The sequence below is a fragment of the Nocardia sp. NPDC049707 genome (assembly GCF_040674855.1).
Classification (GTDB): Bacteria; Actinomycetota; Actinomycetes; order Mycobacteriales; family Mycobacteriaceae; genus Nocardia.
In genome coordinates this window covers 176,578-192,549 of sequence record NZ_JBFANN010000003.1, presented here as the reverse complement: position 1 = coordinate 192,549, position 15,972 = coordinate 176,578, and the positions used below count along the sequence as shown (strand labels likewise).

The 15,972-nt window shown below is 66.4% G+C and carries 15 protein-coding genes; 11 read left to right on the top strand and 4 right to left on the bottom strand.

Going from position 1 to position 15,972, the window contains the following annotated elements; translation table 11 throughout:
• Positions 1 to 17 precede the first annotated feature (17 nt).
• On the top strand, positions 18 to 506 hold the full coding sequence (locus AB0J29_RS05160; protein WP_364779500.1) for a nuclear transport factor 2 family protein: 489 nt from the start codon (positions 18 to 20) through the stop codon (positions 504 to 506).
• 326 nt (positions 507 to 832) lie between these two features.
• A complete protein-coding gene (locus tag AB0J29_RS05155; RefSeq protein WP_364779497.1) occupies positions 833 to 1,255 on the top strand; it encodes a hypothetical protein in 423 nt (140 codons plus the stop codon).
• Between the two features lie 376 nt (positions 1,256 to 1,631).
• Here the strand turns inward: AB0J29_RS05155 and AB0J29_RS05150 are convergent, their stop codons facing one another.
• The 3 genes from AB0J29_RS05150 to AB0J29_RS05140 all read right to left on the bottom strand — a co-directional run bounded on the left by AB0J29_RS05150 (position 1,632) and on the right by AB0J29_RS05140 (position 6,415).
• The gene (locus tag AB0J29_RS05150; RefSeq protein WP_364779494.1) at positions 1,632 to 2,978 is read right to left on the bottom strand and encodes an MFS transporter; all 1,347 of its coding nucleotides are present in this window, start codon (positions 2,976 to 2,978) and stop codon (positions 1,632 to 1,634) included.
• Between the two features lie 42 nt (positions 2,979 to 3,020).
• Positions 3,021 to 5,348, bottom strand: coding sequence for a cytochrome P450/oxidoreductase (locus AB0J29_RS05145; protein WP_364779491.1), 2,328 nt, complete (start codon positions 5,346 to 5,348; stop codon positions 3,021 to 3,023).
• A gap of 383 nt (positions 5,349 to 5,731) precedes the next feature.
• Positions 5,732 to 6,415, bottom strand: a complete 684-nt coding sequence (locus AB0J29_RS05140) for a helix-turn-helix domain-containing protein (RefSeq protein ID WP_364779488.1) — start codon at positions 6,413 to 6,415, stop codon at positions 5,732 to 5,734.
• Between the two features lie 230 nt (positions 6,416 to 6,645).
• Between AB0J29_RS05140 and AB0J29_RS05135 the strand changes: the two genes are divergently transcribed.
• From AB0J29_RS05135 to AB0J29_RS05095, 9 genes are all read left to right on the top strand, one after another.
• Positions 6,646 to 7,209, top strand: a complete 564-nt coding sequence (locus AB0J29_RS05135) for a MarR family transcriptional regulator (RefSeq protein WP_364779485.1) — start codon at positions 6,646 to 6,648, stop codon at positions 7,207 to 7,209.
• Between the two features lie 255 nt (positions 7,210 to 7,464).
• Positions 7,465 to 8,664, top strand: a complete 1,200-nt coding sequence (locus AB0J29_RS05130; RefSeq protein WP_364779481.1) for a homogentisate 1,2-dioxygenase domain-containing protein — start codon at positions 7,465 to 7,467, stop codon at positions 8,662 to 8,664.
• Positions 8,661 to 9,572, top strand: a complete 912-nt coding sequence (locus AB0J29_RS05125) for a hypothetical protein (protein ID WP_364779478.1) — start codon at positions 8,661 to 8,663, stop codon at positions 9,570 to 9,572. Before AB0J29_RS05130 ends, AB0J29_RS05125 begins: the two co-directional genes overlap by 4 nt.
• Positions 9,569 to 10,753, top strand: coding sequence for a fumarylacetoacetase (fahA, locus tag AB0J29_RS05120; RefSeq protein WP_364779475.1), 1,185 nt, complete (start codon positions 9,569 to 9,571; stop codon positions 10,751 to 10,753). Before AB0J29_RS05125 ends, fahA begins: the two co-directional genes overlap by 4 nt.
• Positions 10,750 to 11,496, top strand: a complete 747-nt coding sequence (locus AB0J29_RS05115; protein WP_364779472.1) for a CoA transferase subunit A — start codon at positions 10,750 to 10,752, stop codon at positions 11,494 to 11,496. Before fahA ends, AB0J29_RS05115 begins: the two co-directional genes overlap by 4 nt.
• A 70-nt stretch (positions 11,497 to 11,566) precedes the next feature.
• The gene (locus AB0J29_RS05110) at positions 11,567 to 12,211 is read left to right on the top strand and encodes a CoA transferase subunit B (protein ID WP_364779469.1); all 645 of its coding nucleotides are present in this window, start codon (positions 11,567 to 11,569) and stop codon (positions 12,209 to 12,211) included.
• Positions 12,212 to 12,413: 202 nt separating this feature from the next.
• Positions 12,414 to 12,665, top strand: coding sequence for a nuclear transport factor 2 family protein (locus AB0J29_RS05105; protein ID WP_364779466.1), 252 nt, complete (start codon positions 12,414 to 12,416; stop codon positions 12,663 to 12,665).
• Between the two features lie 196 nt (positions 12,666 to 12,861).
• Positions 12,862 to 14,370 (top strand): carboxylesterase family protein, encoded by a 1,509-nt coding sequence (locus AB0J29_RS05100; RefSeq protein ID WP_364779463.1) that lies wholly within the window; start codon positions 12,862 to 12,864, stop codon positions 14,368 to 14,370.
• A 147-nt stretch (positions 14,371 to 14,517) separates the two neighbouring features.
• Positions 14,518 to 15,066 carry a GNAT family N-acetyltransferase gene (locus AB0J29_RS05095; RefSeq protein ID WP_364779985.1) on the top strand — a complete coding sequence of 183 codons (549 nt, stop codon included), beginning with the start codon at positions 14,518 to 14,520 and terminating at the stop codon, positions 15,064 to 15,066.
• Positions 15,067 to 15,207: 141 nt separating this feature from the next.
• Here AB0J29_RS05095 and AB0J29_RS05090 read toward each other — a convergent pair whose 3' ends face one another.
• Positions 15,208 to 15,930, bottom strand: a complete 723-nt coding sequence (locus AB0J29_RS05090; RefSeq protein ID WP_364779460.1) for a TetR/AcrR family transcriptional regulator — start codon at positions 15,928 to 15,930, stop codon at positions 15,208 to 15,210.
• Between the last annotated feature and the right edge of the window lie 42 nt (positions 15,931 to 15,972).

The following is a 15,972-nucleotide window of genomic DNA, read 5'->3' as shown; positions in this document are numbered from 1 at the left end:
TTCGATAGGAGATGCACATGTCGCTGATCGACAAGCAGGAGATCACCGAGGTCCTCTACCGCTACGCACGGGCGGTGGACCGCAAGGACTTCGACCGCGTGGCCGACTGCTACTTCCCGGACGCGATCGACAACCACGGTGGCTACGTCGGCACCGTGGACGGCCTGATCGAGGACATGAAGTCCCGGCACGCCACGATCGATTCGTCCCTGCACTACATCACCAACGTGCTGATCGACCTCGACGGCGACACGGCGAATGTGGAGTCGTACTGCCTGTGCTACCTGCGGCAGGCCCCGGCGCGGCCGGGGGCGTCGCAGTCGCGCGCAACCATCAAGTGCCGCTACGTCGACCGCTTCGAGCGGCGCGACGGGCAGTGGCGCATCGCGGACCGCATCGTCGTGTTCGACGAGTCCGTGACCGACGAGATCGTGGACGGCCTGGCCCCCTCCTGGGTCCGATCACGTCGGTCCTTCGAGGACCCGGTCTTCACCGGAAAGCCCTGACCGGCAACGCTTCCGGGGTCGCGAAGACGACAGCGCCGGCACCCTGTCCGCGGGTGCCGGCGCTGTCATGCATTGCGCACTGCATCTCTTGCGATAGTCCTATAGATCGTCAAGTCCTGCAGATCGTGACGTAGAGTGCGGTTCCGGGGGCAAGCTGGGACCGCCGTCGGGTGCGGCCTGCGGACCGACCTCCTGCCCGCTCCGGAGGCCGCCGGCACAACCGCGTGGCCCATGGCTGAATCGAGGTCGGCGCCCACATGAAGGCCGCAGCGAATTCCCTTGACGCAGTGACGTCCTCGTCATCTGACGCGGCGACGACCCGCGACATGTCGCGCCCGGCGCGCCTGCACGTCCACAGCGCCGTCTCCACGGCACTGGCGCTGCACAGCGATCACGCGTTGCGCGAGCTCGTGGACGTGGCCGCACCGCTCGGCGCCGGTATCGGTGGGAAGTCGGCACTGCTGGAGGTCGCCGGAACCCCGGTCTTCGTGAAGCGAGTACCTCTCACCGACCTGGAACGACAGCCCGAGCATGTCCGGTCCACGGCGAACCTTTTCGACTTGCCGCTGTTCTACCACTACGGCGTCGGTCTCACCGGCGGGGCGGGCTTCCGGCACGCACCGATCGCCGCGGCGATGTCCACATTCACGCGTGCCTTCCAGCAGGAGAGCCGGAGCACCCCATATCCGGGCGAGGAGATCCGCCGCCTGCTGGACGGCCGGGCCATTCGGAGCCCTGACGTTAGGTGACCTACCGCGTCCTCGGTGCCACTTGACGCCGCGAGAACACCGCTACGCAACGCCGCGGATCACAGCCAGCCTGAATATCCTGTAATCGGCTACTTAAGACTGGTGTCAGGGTTTGATCCCGGCCAGGATCGAGTCCCAGGTGCCCGGTGGGAGGCTCCCTAATCGGCTGCTCCCGGCTTGTTTGGTGTGGCTCACTAATGGCTTGCGTCCCACCGGGCGACCGTGCGGGCGTGGCTGGAAAGGGACCCTTTCGATGCTGGTGGCCAGCGCGACCGGTGCCTCGAACAACGCATGAGTCGGGCCCCGGTCCCACCCCGGGCGGGGCGGGACCGAGGCCCAGATGTCAGGTCGTGTGGGGCGACCGAACGGTCTCGCCTCAGGCGATATCGTCGAGATCCACGCCCTTGGTTTCCCGGCTGAACGAGATGGCGATCACCGTGATCGCCATCGTGACCACCAGATAGCCGACCACCGTACCGACACCGAAGTTCTTGATCAGCCAGACCGCGATGAACGGCGCCGGGGCACCCGCGATGATCGACGAACCCTGGAACACCAGCGACGAACCGGCGTAGCGGTAGCGGGTGGGGAACAGTTCGGTGATCCACGCGGCCTCCGGGCCGGCGAGCATGCCGTGGAAGAAGGCGCCCACGCAGACGCCGAGCCACAGCATCGGCAGGCTCTCCAACTGGACCAGCCAGAAGAACACCGGCGCCCAGACCACAAGGACGATCGCGGGCACCATCAGCGCCTTCTTGCGGCCAACTCGGTCGGACCACGCGCCGCCGCCGATCATGCCGACGAACTGGCACAGCGACGCGAACGTGACGGCCATGATGATGTCGCCGCGGTGGAAGTCGAAGTATGTGGTGGCGTATGCGATGACGAAGACGGTGTAGACGTAGAACGCGATGTTCTCGCCGAGGCGCATGCCCAGGCCGGTGAGGACCTCACGCGGGCGCGACAGCGCCTCGAGGATGGACGAACGCTCCCGCGCCGCCGGTGCGCGGTCTGCCGCCTGGGCGGCTTTGAAGACGGGGGACTCCTCGACGCCGCGGCGCACCCAGAATCCGATGATCAGCAGCGGGATCGCGAACAGGAACGCGACTCGCCAACCCCATCGGTCGAACCCGTCGTCGGACAGCAACAATCCGATCACCGAGACCACGATGGTGGCGAGGACGGTACCCAGCGGGGCGCCGGCCTGTGGCCAGGATGCCCAGAAGCCGCGCTTCTTCGGCTCGCCGTACTCGCTGACCAGCAGCACCGCCGCACCGAACTCGCCGCCGAGAGCGAAGCCCTGGATCATGCGAAGAACGACCAGCAGGCCGGTGGCCCAGATACCGATTTGGTCGTACGTGGGCAGCAGGCCGATCGCCGCGGTCGCGGTGCCCAGCATCAGGAACGTGACAACCAGCATCGGCTTGCGCCCGAACTTGTCACCGAGGTGGCCGAAGACGATGCCGCCCAACGGGCGGGCGACGAAGCCGAGGCCCTGCGTGGCCAGGGCCAACAGCAGCTTCGCGACGCCGCTGTCGCCAGGGAAGAACAGCGGACCGAGGACGGTCGCGGCGAGGATGCCGTAGATCGCGAAGTCGTACCACTCGAGCACGGCACCGGCCATACTGCCGGTGAGGACGCGCGTGAAGCTGGACTTGGGTGGCTGGTCGATCGCAGACGAGCCCGGTGGTACTGCGGGCGCGGAGACGCTGGAAGATCCCATGACGGATCCTTTCGGGTGCTGAAGAGATTCTGGGGAGGTTGGTCAGAGCGCGAGGGTGATCTTTGTGCCGCATGCACGCGAGCAGCACGTCATCATCGACTTGTTCTGCGCCCGTTCGGTTTTGGTGAGCACCATGTCGCGGTGATCCACCTCGCCGTCGAGGATGGGGGCTTCGCACGATCCGCACAGCCCCTCTTCGCAGTCGCTCTGGATGTCGATGTTCGACGCGCGCAGGACTTCGAGCACCGTCTGGTCTGCGGCCACCTGGATAGTCAGACCGGAGTCACGCAGTTCGACCTCGAACGCGTGCTCGTTGGCCGGGTCGAGCGTCGCCAGGTTCGACGTGAAGTGCTCGACGTGGAGGGAGTCTTCCGGCCAGTGCGCGGTGGCTTCCGCTAGCGCGGCGAGTAGTCGCTGCGGGCCGCATGAGTAGATCTGCGTCCCGTCGACGGGGACGTCGAGCAGGGCCGGGATGTCGAGCCGGTTGCCCGCCGTGCTGGAGTGCACCTCCAGCTTGTCGGCGTGGTCGGCCGTCAGCCGGTCGAGTAGCGCCATCGTCGCGATATCGCGTCCGCAGTAATGGATCTCGTAGTCCTTGCCGGCGGCCTTCGCGTGGTCGGCCATCGCGACGATCGGGGTGATGCCGATGCCGCCCGCGATGAAGACGTAGCGCTCGGCGTCGGGGTCGAGCTTGAAGTGGCTGCGCGGTCCGCGCATCTTCAGCGTGTCGCCGGCCTTCAGGGTGCGATGCACGTAGCGCGAGCCGCCGCGGCTCTCGGGCTCCTCGAGCACCGCGATCTCATAGTGCGACAGGTCGTTCGGATCGCTGCACAGCGAGTACTGCCGCGACAGTTCGCCGAGTTCGACATCGACGTGCGAGCCTGGAGTCCACTTGGGCAGCGGCTTGCCCGACGGATCGGACAACGTCACGCGCACGACACCGTCGGCGGCCGGGGTGATCGCGTCCACCGTGACGCTCCGCGAGATGTTGGTCTTCGACGGCTCGCCGATCTTCACCGGCTGGCGGTTCTCGAGGATCGACGGATCGGCGTGCTCCGGATTCTTCTCCGGATCCCATTGCACCCACACGTGATCCGGCCCGCGGAACGACGTGTTGGGCAGGTAGGTGAACTCCTGGTCGGGGACCAGTTCCATGTGCGGGAGGCGCTTGGTGAACTCTTCGAGGAAGATCTGCATCTCCATGCGGGCGAGGTTCTTGCCCATGCACTGGTGGCTGCCGTACCCGAATGTCAGGTGATCGCTGGAGTTCTCGCGCCGGATGTCGAAGTCGTCGCCGTTGTCGAAGTGGCGCTCGTCGTGGTTGGCGGACAACGTGGCGATCAGCAGCTTCGAGCCCTTGGGGATGTCGATGCCACCGATGGTGGTGTCGGCGGTGACCAGTCGGCGCCACGCGGCGACCGAACCGGAGTGGCGCAGACACTCCTCGACGGCGTTGGGGATCAGGCTCGGGTCGGCGCAGATCTCCTCCCACACGCTGCGGTTCTCGAGCAGTAGGCGGAAGGCGTTGGCCGACGCATTGGCCGTGGTCTCGTGTGCCGCAACGATTCCCGCCATCATCATCGAGTGCAGGTACGAGTCGGTGACGATGTCGGGCTGCTCCTGCTGCATGCGGATGCCGAACGGCATCCAGCCGTGTCCGGACGGATTCTTGCGCATCTTCTCGAGCACCTGCCCGGCGTACTGCCAGAATTTGCCGACTGCCTCGGCCACCGCGACCTGCTGCTCGGGCGCCGGACGTCCCCAGGTGTTCACGGTGTGCGCGATCGAGTACTTGCGCATCGTGTCCATGTCCTCCTCGGGCACACCGAGGAAGTGCAGGGCGACGGTGAGGGGGACCCCCCACAGCATCTCGTCGACGAGGTCGGCCTTGCCGGACTCGATGAAGCGGTCGACATACTCGCGGGTGAGCCGGCGGACCATTGGCTCGTGGTGGACGAGTTCCTTGGGGGTGAACGGGTCCATCAGCACGCGGCGTCGCGGCATGTGCGCGGGCTCGTCCTCGTTCACGAGGGTGCGCGACATCGCGTAGTCGTACTTGGCGAGCGTCGCGGTCGCCTCGTCGGAGACCGGGGTGATCTTCTCGAGTGCGATCGACGGCGAAAACAGGATGTTGTCGCGGAAGACCGCCTTGACATCCTCGTACCGGGTGACGACCCAGTAGCCGATCTCGGGGCTGTAGAACACGGGTTCCTCGTCGCGCGACCAACGCAGCGACGCCGCGGGATCGATCTGGTACGGGCCGGTGAAGGGATCGAAGGCGGCGGCATTCGCGGAAACCGGGCAGCCCGGCACGGCCGTGGAGCGGCCGGTGTTCTGTAGGGCTGCGTGGTCGATCGGGCACACGCTCATGACTTGCATCTCCGTCTGTCTAAACTGCGCTGAAATGCGAAGTTACTAATAACGCACACCATGTATCGGTGAGCGAACTCCGGACAGAGTAAGCGCGGTCACATTCGAGGTCAAGTACGGCTTGGACAACAGGTAGGTGGCCTGTTCCGAGCCTCTGGGGATGACCCGATTGCCCGCGCTCGGTTCGCGCTGTGCGCACCGCACCGCAGTGATCCTCGAGCGGTCGGAGGTGACACCGCTTTCGGCGCTCGAATTGGCAAGGGGCTGGGCAGAATTCGGTGCGCCGCGGGTCTTCGCCGTGGTCACCGGTGTGGGTGCGACCGGTGCCACGGTGGTTCGAGGCAGCCTTACGAAACGGGCAGGAGAGAGGGAACGGGGAAGCGTCAGACGCTGATGAGGTGCTCGACCTCGCGGGCGGTGCGCATCACGGCGTCCGCGGCCCGGTCGGTATCGAGCCCGTCTATTGCGACGACGCCGACACTGCGTTCGAGGCCGGTGTTCGAGCTGACCCCCTCCGGGAGGGCGATGCCGGACGCGATGCCGACGGCGCCGTGCTCGAGCTGCCCGCGGGTGAGGCTGTAGCCGTCGGCGCGGGCTTGGCGGACGGCATCGGAGTCGCCGGGCGCTTCCGGGCGCCGCGCGAGGATCGCGATGCCGGCTGCGCCACGCTCGAGCGGGTGGCTGCTGCCCACGCGGTAACCGACCCGCAGTAGGGCGCCCTCCGGTTCGGCGACCATGATCACGACACAGTTCGGGCCCTGGGCTGCGGAGATGAACGCGGTCGCGAGCGTTTCGTTGGCGAGTGCGTGCAGGACGGGCTGGACGTCTCTCGTGAACTGCGGTTCGAACCGCGAAGCGAGCACGGCGGTGGCGACGCCCAGCCGGATCCGGCCGTCGGTGGTGCGGGTGACCAGCGAGTGTGCTTCGAGGGTGGCGACGATCCGATAGCAGATGGCCCGGTGGACGTCGAGTTCCTTGGACAGGTCGGCCACCGAGATGCCGGACGGCGACTGCGCGACGATGTCGAGCGCGCGTAGCCCACGGTCGAGTGTCTGCAGCGTGGTCATGTGCGTCCTCTCGGTGTCGTCGTCCCGGCCCGTCGGTTCGAATCCTTTGTACAGAACTTCCGGCGCGGAGCGGTAACCCGTTGGGGCGCAGCGATCGCCGTTGTTGATCGGCATGATCGGAGGACGGCGATGAGGTATTCGTGAATAGTTCACAGATATACTAATTGGGTGAGTATTCGGGACCGCCCGCGCTGCGCGCATCCACTACCGGCCGCGATAGGGTCGGCCGCATGAGCGGGGACGAAAGACGCAGCGCGGTGGAGCATTCGGCGACGCCCGACTCGCTCGACTTCTGGTCGTTCATCGACCTCGCGAATCGGCGGCTGAGCACCGAGTTCGGCTCCACGCACCAGCTGGCCACCCAGGTTCTGCTGACCCTCAACCGGGCCGCGAACGTGGTCACCTACGACCTGGAATCCTCGGTGCACCGACCCCGTGGGCTGTCGTGGTCGGCGTTCCGGCTGATGTTCGTGACCTGGCTCGCTGGCCCGATCGAGTCGAAGAGTGCCGCCAAGCTCACCGGTATGAGCCGTGCGGCGGTGTCGAACCTGACGAAGACGCTGGAAGCGGGCGGCCTGCTCGAGCGGAGGCCGGATGAGCACGACGGGCGCTCGGTGCAGCTGTCGCTCACTGAGAAGGGGCGCGCCGAGATGGCTGCCACCTACCGGGAACACAACGAGCGTGAGTACGCGTGGGCGAGCGTACTTACCGAGGCCGAGCAGCACATTCTCGTGATGCTGCTCGACAAGTTGATCACCAACCGCAGCCAGTTCGACGTCCGCGGCCGCAACTGACGCCACTCTCTCGCATGGTGCGCACTCATCGGCGCCTGGGAGGTCGTTGCGGGGCCCCGGATAAGTGCATACATCGTGGGGCAGGGGCGGGTGCGTGAAGGCGAGACTGGTCATGTGGTTGCGTTCACGCGCCGAAACTAGTTAATGTGTTTACTAACCGGAGGGTAGTGACGATCACAGCCGCGATGCTGTTCCACCGACGGTGACGACCACAGCCCGGAGCGAACCGGGCGCGAACCCATCAGGAGGCCGGTCATGGCGTTCTATCGACAGCTCGGCAATATCCCGCCGAAGCGTCACACCCAGCACCGGGACGAGAACGGCCGGCTCTATTTCGAGGAGCTGATGGGCGAGGAGGGCTTCTCGTCGGATTCGTCGCTGCTGTACCACCGTCACATCCCGTCGGCCATCGTCGACGCCACGGTGTGGGAGCTGCGTGACCAGAGCACCACCCCCAACCATCCGCTCAAGCCGCGGCACCTGAAGCTCCACGACCTCTTTCCAGCGGAGACGTGGGGCGAGACCGACGTCGTCACCGGCCGCCGACTGATTCTCGGCAACGCCGACGTGCGCATCTCGTATGTGGTCTCTGCCAATGAGTCCCCGCTGTACCGCAACTCGCTCGGCGACGAGATGGTGTACGTCGAATCGGGCGAGGCGATCGTCGAGACCGTGTTCGGTGCCCTGCACGCACGTCAGGGTGACTACGTCCTGATCCCGATGTCGACCACCCACCGCTGGGTGCCGCAGGGGTCGGAGCCGTTGCGCGCGTATGCGATCGAGGCAAACAGTCACATCGTCCCGCCCAAGCGCTACCTGTCGAAGTACGGTCAGCTGCTCGAGCACGCACCGTACTGCGAGCGCGACCTGCACGGCCCCACCGAGCCGCTGGTCGCTGAGGGCACCGATGTCGAGGTGCTGGTCAAGCACCGGGCCGGCGGTCGGATCGCCGGCACCCGCATGGTGTACCCGAACCACCCGTTCGACGTCGTCGGCTGGGACGGCTGCCTGTACCCGTACACCTTCAACATCTCCGACTACGAGCCCATCACCGGCCGCGTGCACCAACCGCCGCCGGCGCATCAGGCGTTCGAGGGCAATAATTTCGTGATCTGTAACTTCGTGCCACGCAAGGTCGACTATCATCCGCTGTCGATTCCGGTGCCGTATTACCACTCCAATGTCGACTCTGACGAGATCATGTTCTATTGCGGTGGCGACTACGAGGCCCGTAAGGGTTCGGGTATCGGCCAGGGTTCGATCTCGATTCATCCCGGCGGCCACGCCCACGGCCCGCAGCCCGGCGCGTACGAGCGCAGCATCGGCGTCGAGTTCTTCGACGAGCTCGCCGTCATGGTCGACACGTTCCGCCCGCTCGAGCTCGGTGAGGGTGCGTTGGCATGCGAGGACCAGGCCTACGCCTGGAGCTGGTCCGGAAGGGGGCCGAACAAATGACCATCTCTGCACTGGTGCGGGGCCTGTGCGACGATGCGGCGCTGTTCCCACCGGGGAACGCCGCGATCGGCGAAGCGGTCCCCGCGCATTTCGTGCACCAGAGCAGCGACCACGCCGCGCTGGTGGGGCCGTTCGTGTTCCCCGCGCCGCGGCTGGGTGAGCTGCCCGTGATCCTCGCTGCGACCGACGGCCGGCTCGAGCTGAGTCTCACCGTGCCCGGCGGCACCGCTGCCGTTCCCGGTGCGCTCGAACAGCTGCGCGGCATCGACGACGTGCAGCTCGTCGCGTTGGAGATCGCCGTGCCCGGGGGACAGACTCCCGACGAGCTGTTCGCCGCGCTCGACGAGATCGCCTCGACCGCACCGGATGTCGACATCTTCGTCGAGGTCCCGCGCGACGACCGCCGTGCCGAGATCCTGTCCCACCTGGCGAGTACGCCGTACGCGGCAAAGTTCCGCACCGGCGGCATCGTCGCCACCGCCTACCCGGATGAGGCCGAGCTTGCCGCCGCCATTCACGCGGTCGTCGGTGCGGGCGTGCGGTTCAAGGGAACCGCCGGTCTGCACCATGCGGTGCGGAACACGGACCCGCACACGGGATTCGAGCAGCACGGCTTCCTCAACGTCATGCTCGCGACCCACCGGGCCGTCGATGGGGCGGGTGTCGACGACATCGCGGCCACGCTCGCCGATCGTGACGGAACGAGTCTCGCCCGAGAATTGGCAGGGCTGTCTGCCGAGGCGGTGGAGGCTCTGCGCGCAACCTTCCGGTCCTTCGGCACCTGCAGCATCAGCGATCCGCTGACCGAACTGGTCGGCCTCGGACTGGTGCCCCAAGCTTCCACCGAGCCCTCCGCGCTTGTCGGCTCGGTGGACTCCACCTCGACCGAGGAAGGACCCCACGTATGACCGTCATCTCGATCCCCGCCGATTCTCTGTTCGGTGTCGACAACCTGCCCTACGGCGTGTTCTCGACCGCTGATGCCGGGCAACGGGTCGGTGTGCGCGTCGGTGACAGCGTTGTCGACCTAGCGAAGGCCCTCGGCGACGAGGTCTTCGCCCACCCGACCCTCAACGCGTTCATGGCCCAGGGCCGCGAGCGGTGGGTCGCGGTCCGCGCACGGATCACCGAGCTGGTGTCCGGTGAGATCGCCGACGACGCGGTCTTCTCCATCGACGACGTCACGATGCACCTGCCCATCGCAGTCGCGGACTACGTCGACTTCTACGCGTCGGAGAACCACGCGACCAACCTCGGCAGGCTGTTCCGTCCGGATTCGGCTGCGCTGATGCCGAACTGGAAGCATCTGCCGGTCGGCTACCACGGCCGCTCCAGCACCGTCGTCGTCTCCGGCACCGATATCGTCCGTCCGTGCGGGCAGCGTAAGGCCCCCGCCGACACCGTGCCGTCGTTCGGTCCGTCGATCCGCCTCGACATCGAGGCCGAGATGGGCTTCATCGTCGGTGTCGGCTCGCCGATGGGCTCCTCGATCACCCCGGATCAGTTCGCCGAGCACTGCTTCGGAGTGGTGATCCTCAACGACTGGTCGGCACGTGACATCCAGGCGTGGGAGTACGTCCCGCTGGGCCCGAACCTGGGCAAGAGCTTCGCGACATCGGTCTCCGCGTGGGTCGTTCCGCTGCTGGCGCTCGAGGCCGCCCGCATCGACACCCCGGTGCAGGATCCGACTCCGCTGCCGTACCTGCAGGGCGAGGAGAAGTGGGGTCTGGACATCGACCTCGAGGTCGAGTGGAACGGTCACGTCGTCTCCCGCCCGCCGTACGCACAGATGTACTGGTCGCCTGCGCAGATGCTGGCGCATACCACCGTCAACGGTGCCGCCGCCAGCACCGGCGACCTGTTCGGGTCCGGCACCATCTCGGGTCCCGAGAAGGCACAACGCGGTGCCTTCATCGAATTGACCTGGGGTGGCGCCGAACCCGTCACCGTCGGTGACGAGCAGCGCACGTTCATCGAGGACGGCGACGAGATCTCGATCTCGGCGACCGCGCCCGGCGCGAGCGGCGGCCGCATCGGCTTCGGGGAAGTCCGTGCCCGCATCCTGCCCGCGACGGGGGACGCCCGATGAGCAAGGTCTTCGCGACCGCGGCGGAGGCCGTCGCGGACATCGCCGACGGATCGTCGCTAGCGGTCGGTGGTTTCGGTCTGTGCGGCATCCCGAGCGAGCTGATCTGTGGTCTGGCCGAACTCGGCGTGTCAGGGCTCGAGGTGTTCTCCAACAACTGCGGTGTCGACGACTGGGGGCTGGGAATCCTGTTGTCGGCCGGTCGGATCCGTCGCGTCACCGCGTCGTACGTGGGTGAGAACAAGGAGTTCGCGCGGCAGTATCTGTCGGGTGAGCTCGAGGTGGAGTTGACCCCGCAGGGCACGCTCGCCGAGCGGCTGCGGGCTGGGGGCGCGGGTATCCCCGCGTTCTACACCCCGGCCGGTGTCGGCACCCCGGTGTCCGATGGCGGGTTGCCGTGGCGTTACCACGCCGACGGCTCGGTCGCGATCGCGTCGCCGTCCAAGGAGACTCGCGAGTTCGGCGGCAAGACGTTCGTGCTCGAGGAGTCGATCGTCACGGACTACGCGCTCGTGCACGCCGAGATCGGTGACACGGAGGGCAATCTCGTGTTCAACAAAACCGCGATGAATTTCAACCCGTTGGCCGCGATGGCGGGCCGGGTCACCATCGCACAGGTGGAGAAGTTGGTCGAGCCGGGCGAACTCGATCCCGCGCAGGTTCATCTGCCGGGCGTGTTCGTGCAGCGGGTGGTGCATACGGGTGTGGGGGACAAGCGAATCGAGAAACGGACGGTGTCGGCATGAGCGGTCAGGCCCGGAGGCGGCAGCGTAGCGTGACCACGCAGGGCTCCGCTCATGCCCGAGAGGATGCAGTATGAGCTGGTCACGGGAGCAGATGGCCGCGCGCGCCGCGGCCGAGATGATCGACGGTGAGTACGTCAACCTGGGGATCGGCCTGCCGACCTTGATCCCCAACTACCTCCCCGACGGGGTGAAGGTGGTCCTCCACTCGGAGAACGGCATCCTCGGCACCGGTCCCTACCCGACGGATGATCAGGTCGACCCCGACCTGATCAACGCCGGAAAGGAAACGGTGACGGTGAACCCGGGTGCGGCGTTCTTCGATTCGGCGTTGTCGTTCGGCATGATTCGCGGTGGGCACATCGACACCGCGGTCCTCGGTGGTATGCAGGTCTCCCGGAACGGGGACCTCGCCAACTGGATGGTGCCGGGCAAGATGGTCAAGGGTATGGGCGGTGCCATGGATCTGGTGCACGGTGCCCGGCGCGTCATCGTGGTCATGGAACACACCGACCGTGATGGCGGCGCCAAGATCGTCGAGCAGTGCTCGCTCCCGCTGACGGGCCAGGCGGTGGTGCAGCGCATCATCACCGATCTCGGCGTTATCGACGTCCAGGACGGCGCACTGGTACTGCGGGAACTCGCGCCCGACGTCACCATCGAGCAGGTGAAGTCCGCGACCGGTGCCGAACTGGTCGTCGACCTTGCCGCCGCCTAGTGCTGCGTTCCTCACAGGTGGTTGATAAGACGTAAAACGGCGGTTCTCGCCATGGGGATGGGGCGCCCCCATACCCATGGTCGTGCGCAGAGGTGCGGCCGATCGATCCGCAGGTGGCGACCGAGCCGACTCCCAGAATGCGGGCGTCTACCTGAAACCCGATCCGACAACCTTGTGTCTGCTGGATCCCAGCGAGTGAGTCATGGCAGCCTGGCGCAGTCTCGTTGCCCAATTCCCCGGCATACGCGTTGTAGCCGAAGATGTTCTGGTCGACCGCGACAAGGTCGCGGTTCGCTCGTCTATCGAAGGAATCCCGGTCGCCCACGATGGCCCGCAGCCGATGATGATCGAGATCTTCCGGATCGACAGCGGCCGGATCACGGAGAACTGGGCACTCGGTCAAGGGCTCCCGTACAGCGCAGAAACCCTGGCAAGCTCCCCCTCCGACGGCTGACCTTCGGATTCCCAGAATGCCTCTCCAGAGCCCGTGTCGACTCGCGATACGGGCGGCTTGCCTGGGCGAGGGCGGCGGCGTGACAACGAGGCGCGAACGCGGGCGGATAATCCGTAGCCGTCCGCGAATCCTTCTGGGTAGCCTGCGGTTTCGGCTGAAGGTCGTGAATCGGGTACCGCAGGAAGGCGAGCATCGCGTGGACATCGAACCTGAAATCCGTACTGCGGCCGGAGTCGTGCGCGGCAGGCGGGAAGGCCCCATCACGGTCTTCCGGGGCATCCGCTACGCCGAGCCACCGGTCGGCGCACGACGGTTCGCAGCCCCGGTTCCTGCACAGCCGTGGGACGGAGTCCGCGACGCACAGCAGTTCGGACCGCCGGTTCCGCAAGCGAGTAACACTGGTTCGGTGATGTCGTCGGTATCCGGCAGTACCGACGATGGCTCCGAAGACTGTTTGACCCTCAATGTCTGGTCACCCGAGCTAGGTGCCGCGAAACTGCCTGTGATGGTGTGGATTCAGGGCGGCACCTACCTGGAGAACAACACCGCCAACCCGCACTGCGACGGGGCCGCACTCGCCGAGGCGGGTGTAGTGGTGGCCAGCATGAACTATCGCGTCGGCGTCGACGGGTTCGCCCGCATCACCGGCGCCCCCGACAACCGCGGCATCCTCGACCAGATCGCCGCATTGGGCTGGGTCCAGGACAATATCGCCGCGTTCGGCGGCGACCCGGCCAACGTCACCGTTTTCGGCCAATCCGCCGGCGGGGCGTGCATCGCCGCCCTGCTCGTCATGCCGAAGGCGGCCGGACTGTTTCGACGGGCGATCAGCCAAAGCATGCCCGGCACCTACTTCACCCCACAGCTCGCCACCGCGATCTCGACCACGATCGCCGCCCAGCTCGGCGTGCAGGCCAGCGTCGCGGACCTTGCCAGTCTCCCGCCACGGGCCGTGACCGACGCGACCACTGCGGTCATCGCGAAAATGCCGGAGTTCGTGGATATCTGGGGTCCGATGGCGCTCACGCCCACCCCGTTCTCGCCCGTCGTCGGCGGCGACGTGCTTCCGTGCGCACCGTGGAGTGCGGTCGCCGATGGTGCCGCGCGTGCGGTGGACCTGCTCATCGGCCACACCCGAGACGAGTTCCGGCTCTATACCTCCCGACCCGGCAGCGAACCGACCCCAGTACAAATGGCCGCGGCATTCGAACACCTCGCACCGGACGCGGAAGGCGACCGGCTCTACCGCGCCGCCTATCCGGACGCCACCCCCGGCCGGCGATTCGAGCTTGTCCATACCGACTGGCTGTTCCGGATGCCGAGCCTGCACCTGGCCGACGCTGCCCACACCGGCGGCGGACCCGTGTGGCTCTACGAACTGGCCTGGAGCTTCAACTCCGAACAGGGCGCCTCGCACTGCCTGGACTTCCTACTCCTGTTCGGCACCCTCAGTCCCGAAGAGGTACGCGCTCACCGCGCTGCCCACCCGAACGCAGCGAACGAGATCTCCCATGTCGGCCAGCACATGCGCACTGACTGGGTGAACTTCGCGACCACTGGCAAACCCGGCTGGGCCCCCTACGATCCGGAGAAACGAACCACCCGCGTCTACCATGCCGAACCGGTCACCCAGCCCTACCCCGAGGAACCCTCACGCCGCATCTGGTCCGCCCACCGATTCGACACCCTGGACCTCACGCGCTGAAACTACCAGCAAGACAATGGTTTCCGCTTCGGGCGGCCGGTTCAGGTGTGCGCGGAAAGTGGGCAGTGACCGATGTGTGTAGCCGAGCAACATGATCTTATGGATCAAACGTCCAGCAAAGGGGAGGGCCACGTGAATCAGTTGCCGATGCTGTCCGCTGTCGAGATTGCAGCGCAGCGCGTGCTGCTGCGCAAAGCGCGCGATACCGATCGGGAAAGGCTCATCGAGCTACGGACCGACCCGCAGGTCGGGGCTTACATCGGCGGCCCGCTTCCTCGAGAGCGTGTCGAGCAATACCTCGACGAGATCGGTGGCGCTGCCAACGCCACCACCACCCCCGGCACCTTCGTCATCGCCGACAAAGCCACCGACGACCTTCTCGGAACATTCGAGCTCAAACGACGCGCCGCCGACTACCCCGGTCATGTCACCGAAGACGGTGAGGAACTGGAACTGGGTTACCTGATGCGGCCCGATATCTGGGGCGCAGGGCTGGCGAGCGAGGCGGCTACAGCCGTATTGCTAGCCGCCGCAGACGAACTCCCCGACCAGCCAGTCCTCATCGCGACGCAAACGGCCAACAAACGCTCGCTCAGTCTCGCCTTGCGCCTGGGCTTCCAGCCGGTCAGCACCTTCGTATGGTTCGACGCCGAGCAGACCCTGTGTGTGGCCAGCCTGCACTCGTTCAAAGCCTGAACCGCAGGTAGCGCGGCTACTTCCGCCGCCGAGCAGCGGGGTCCGTGCGAGCCTGCCAGGTCATCAATGCCTCCGCAGACGGGCAGGCGTACTTGGCGGGCGGCAATGCGCCACGTGAGCTTTCTGAGACGCCTCCTGGGGTCACGGACCGGTGATGTCGCGCGCGATACCTTCCAGTAGCCAGCGCAGTCCTTGTTCGAAACTCTCGTCGGGGTCGGGAAGCTCGGAAGGGTTGTGCCCGAGGAGTTCCACCAGCCGCTGGTGGCCGGCCTTGGTCGCCGCGTCGCGAACGTAGGCGCCGGTGGGCGAGTCGAGGCCGAACGACTCTGGCGAGGATGCCAGGGTCTCGCGCAGGACGAATCCAGTGGTGTACTGGTCGACCGCTTGCACGATCTGTGTCGCCTGCGCCGGTGAAATACCCAGTCCGTCCAGCGCTTTGAGTGATTGTTCGATGTGCAGCAGTGCGTTCGGTCCGATTGTCGTGCGCTTGCCGACGAGGTCTGTGGCCCAGGGATGCCGTTTGATCATGGCGCGCTCGCTGCGGGCCACCTGCGTGATCGATGCACGCCAGTCCGCGGTGAGCTCGTTCTCGTCGAGGATGATCTCGCCTGCCAGCGCGTCGGCGAGCAGGTCGAACAGGTCGTCCTTGCTGTCGATGTGCGTGTAGAGCGCCATCGGTCCGACGCCCAGCCGTGAGGCGACTCGGCGCATGGACACGGCGTCGAGGCCCTCGGAATTCGCGAGATCCATTGCCGCGGCGACGATGTCGTCCCTGGTCACCGCCGGTCGCCGCCGCGGTGACTCTCGCGCCCAGATCGGGGTACCGGAAGAGACGTTGTCTTCGCCGGAATCGTGCAGCTCCACGGCCCGCAGTCTACCCGTGACACCGTATCGCTTGACAGAACA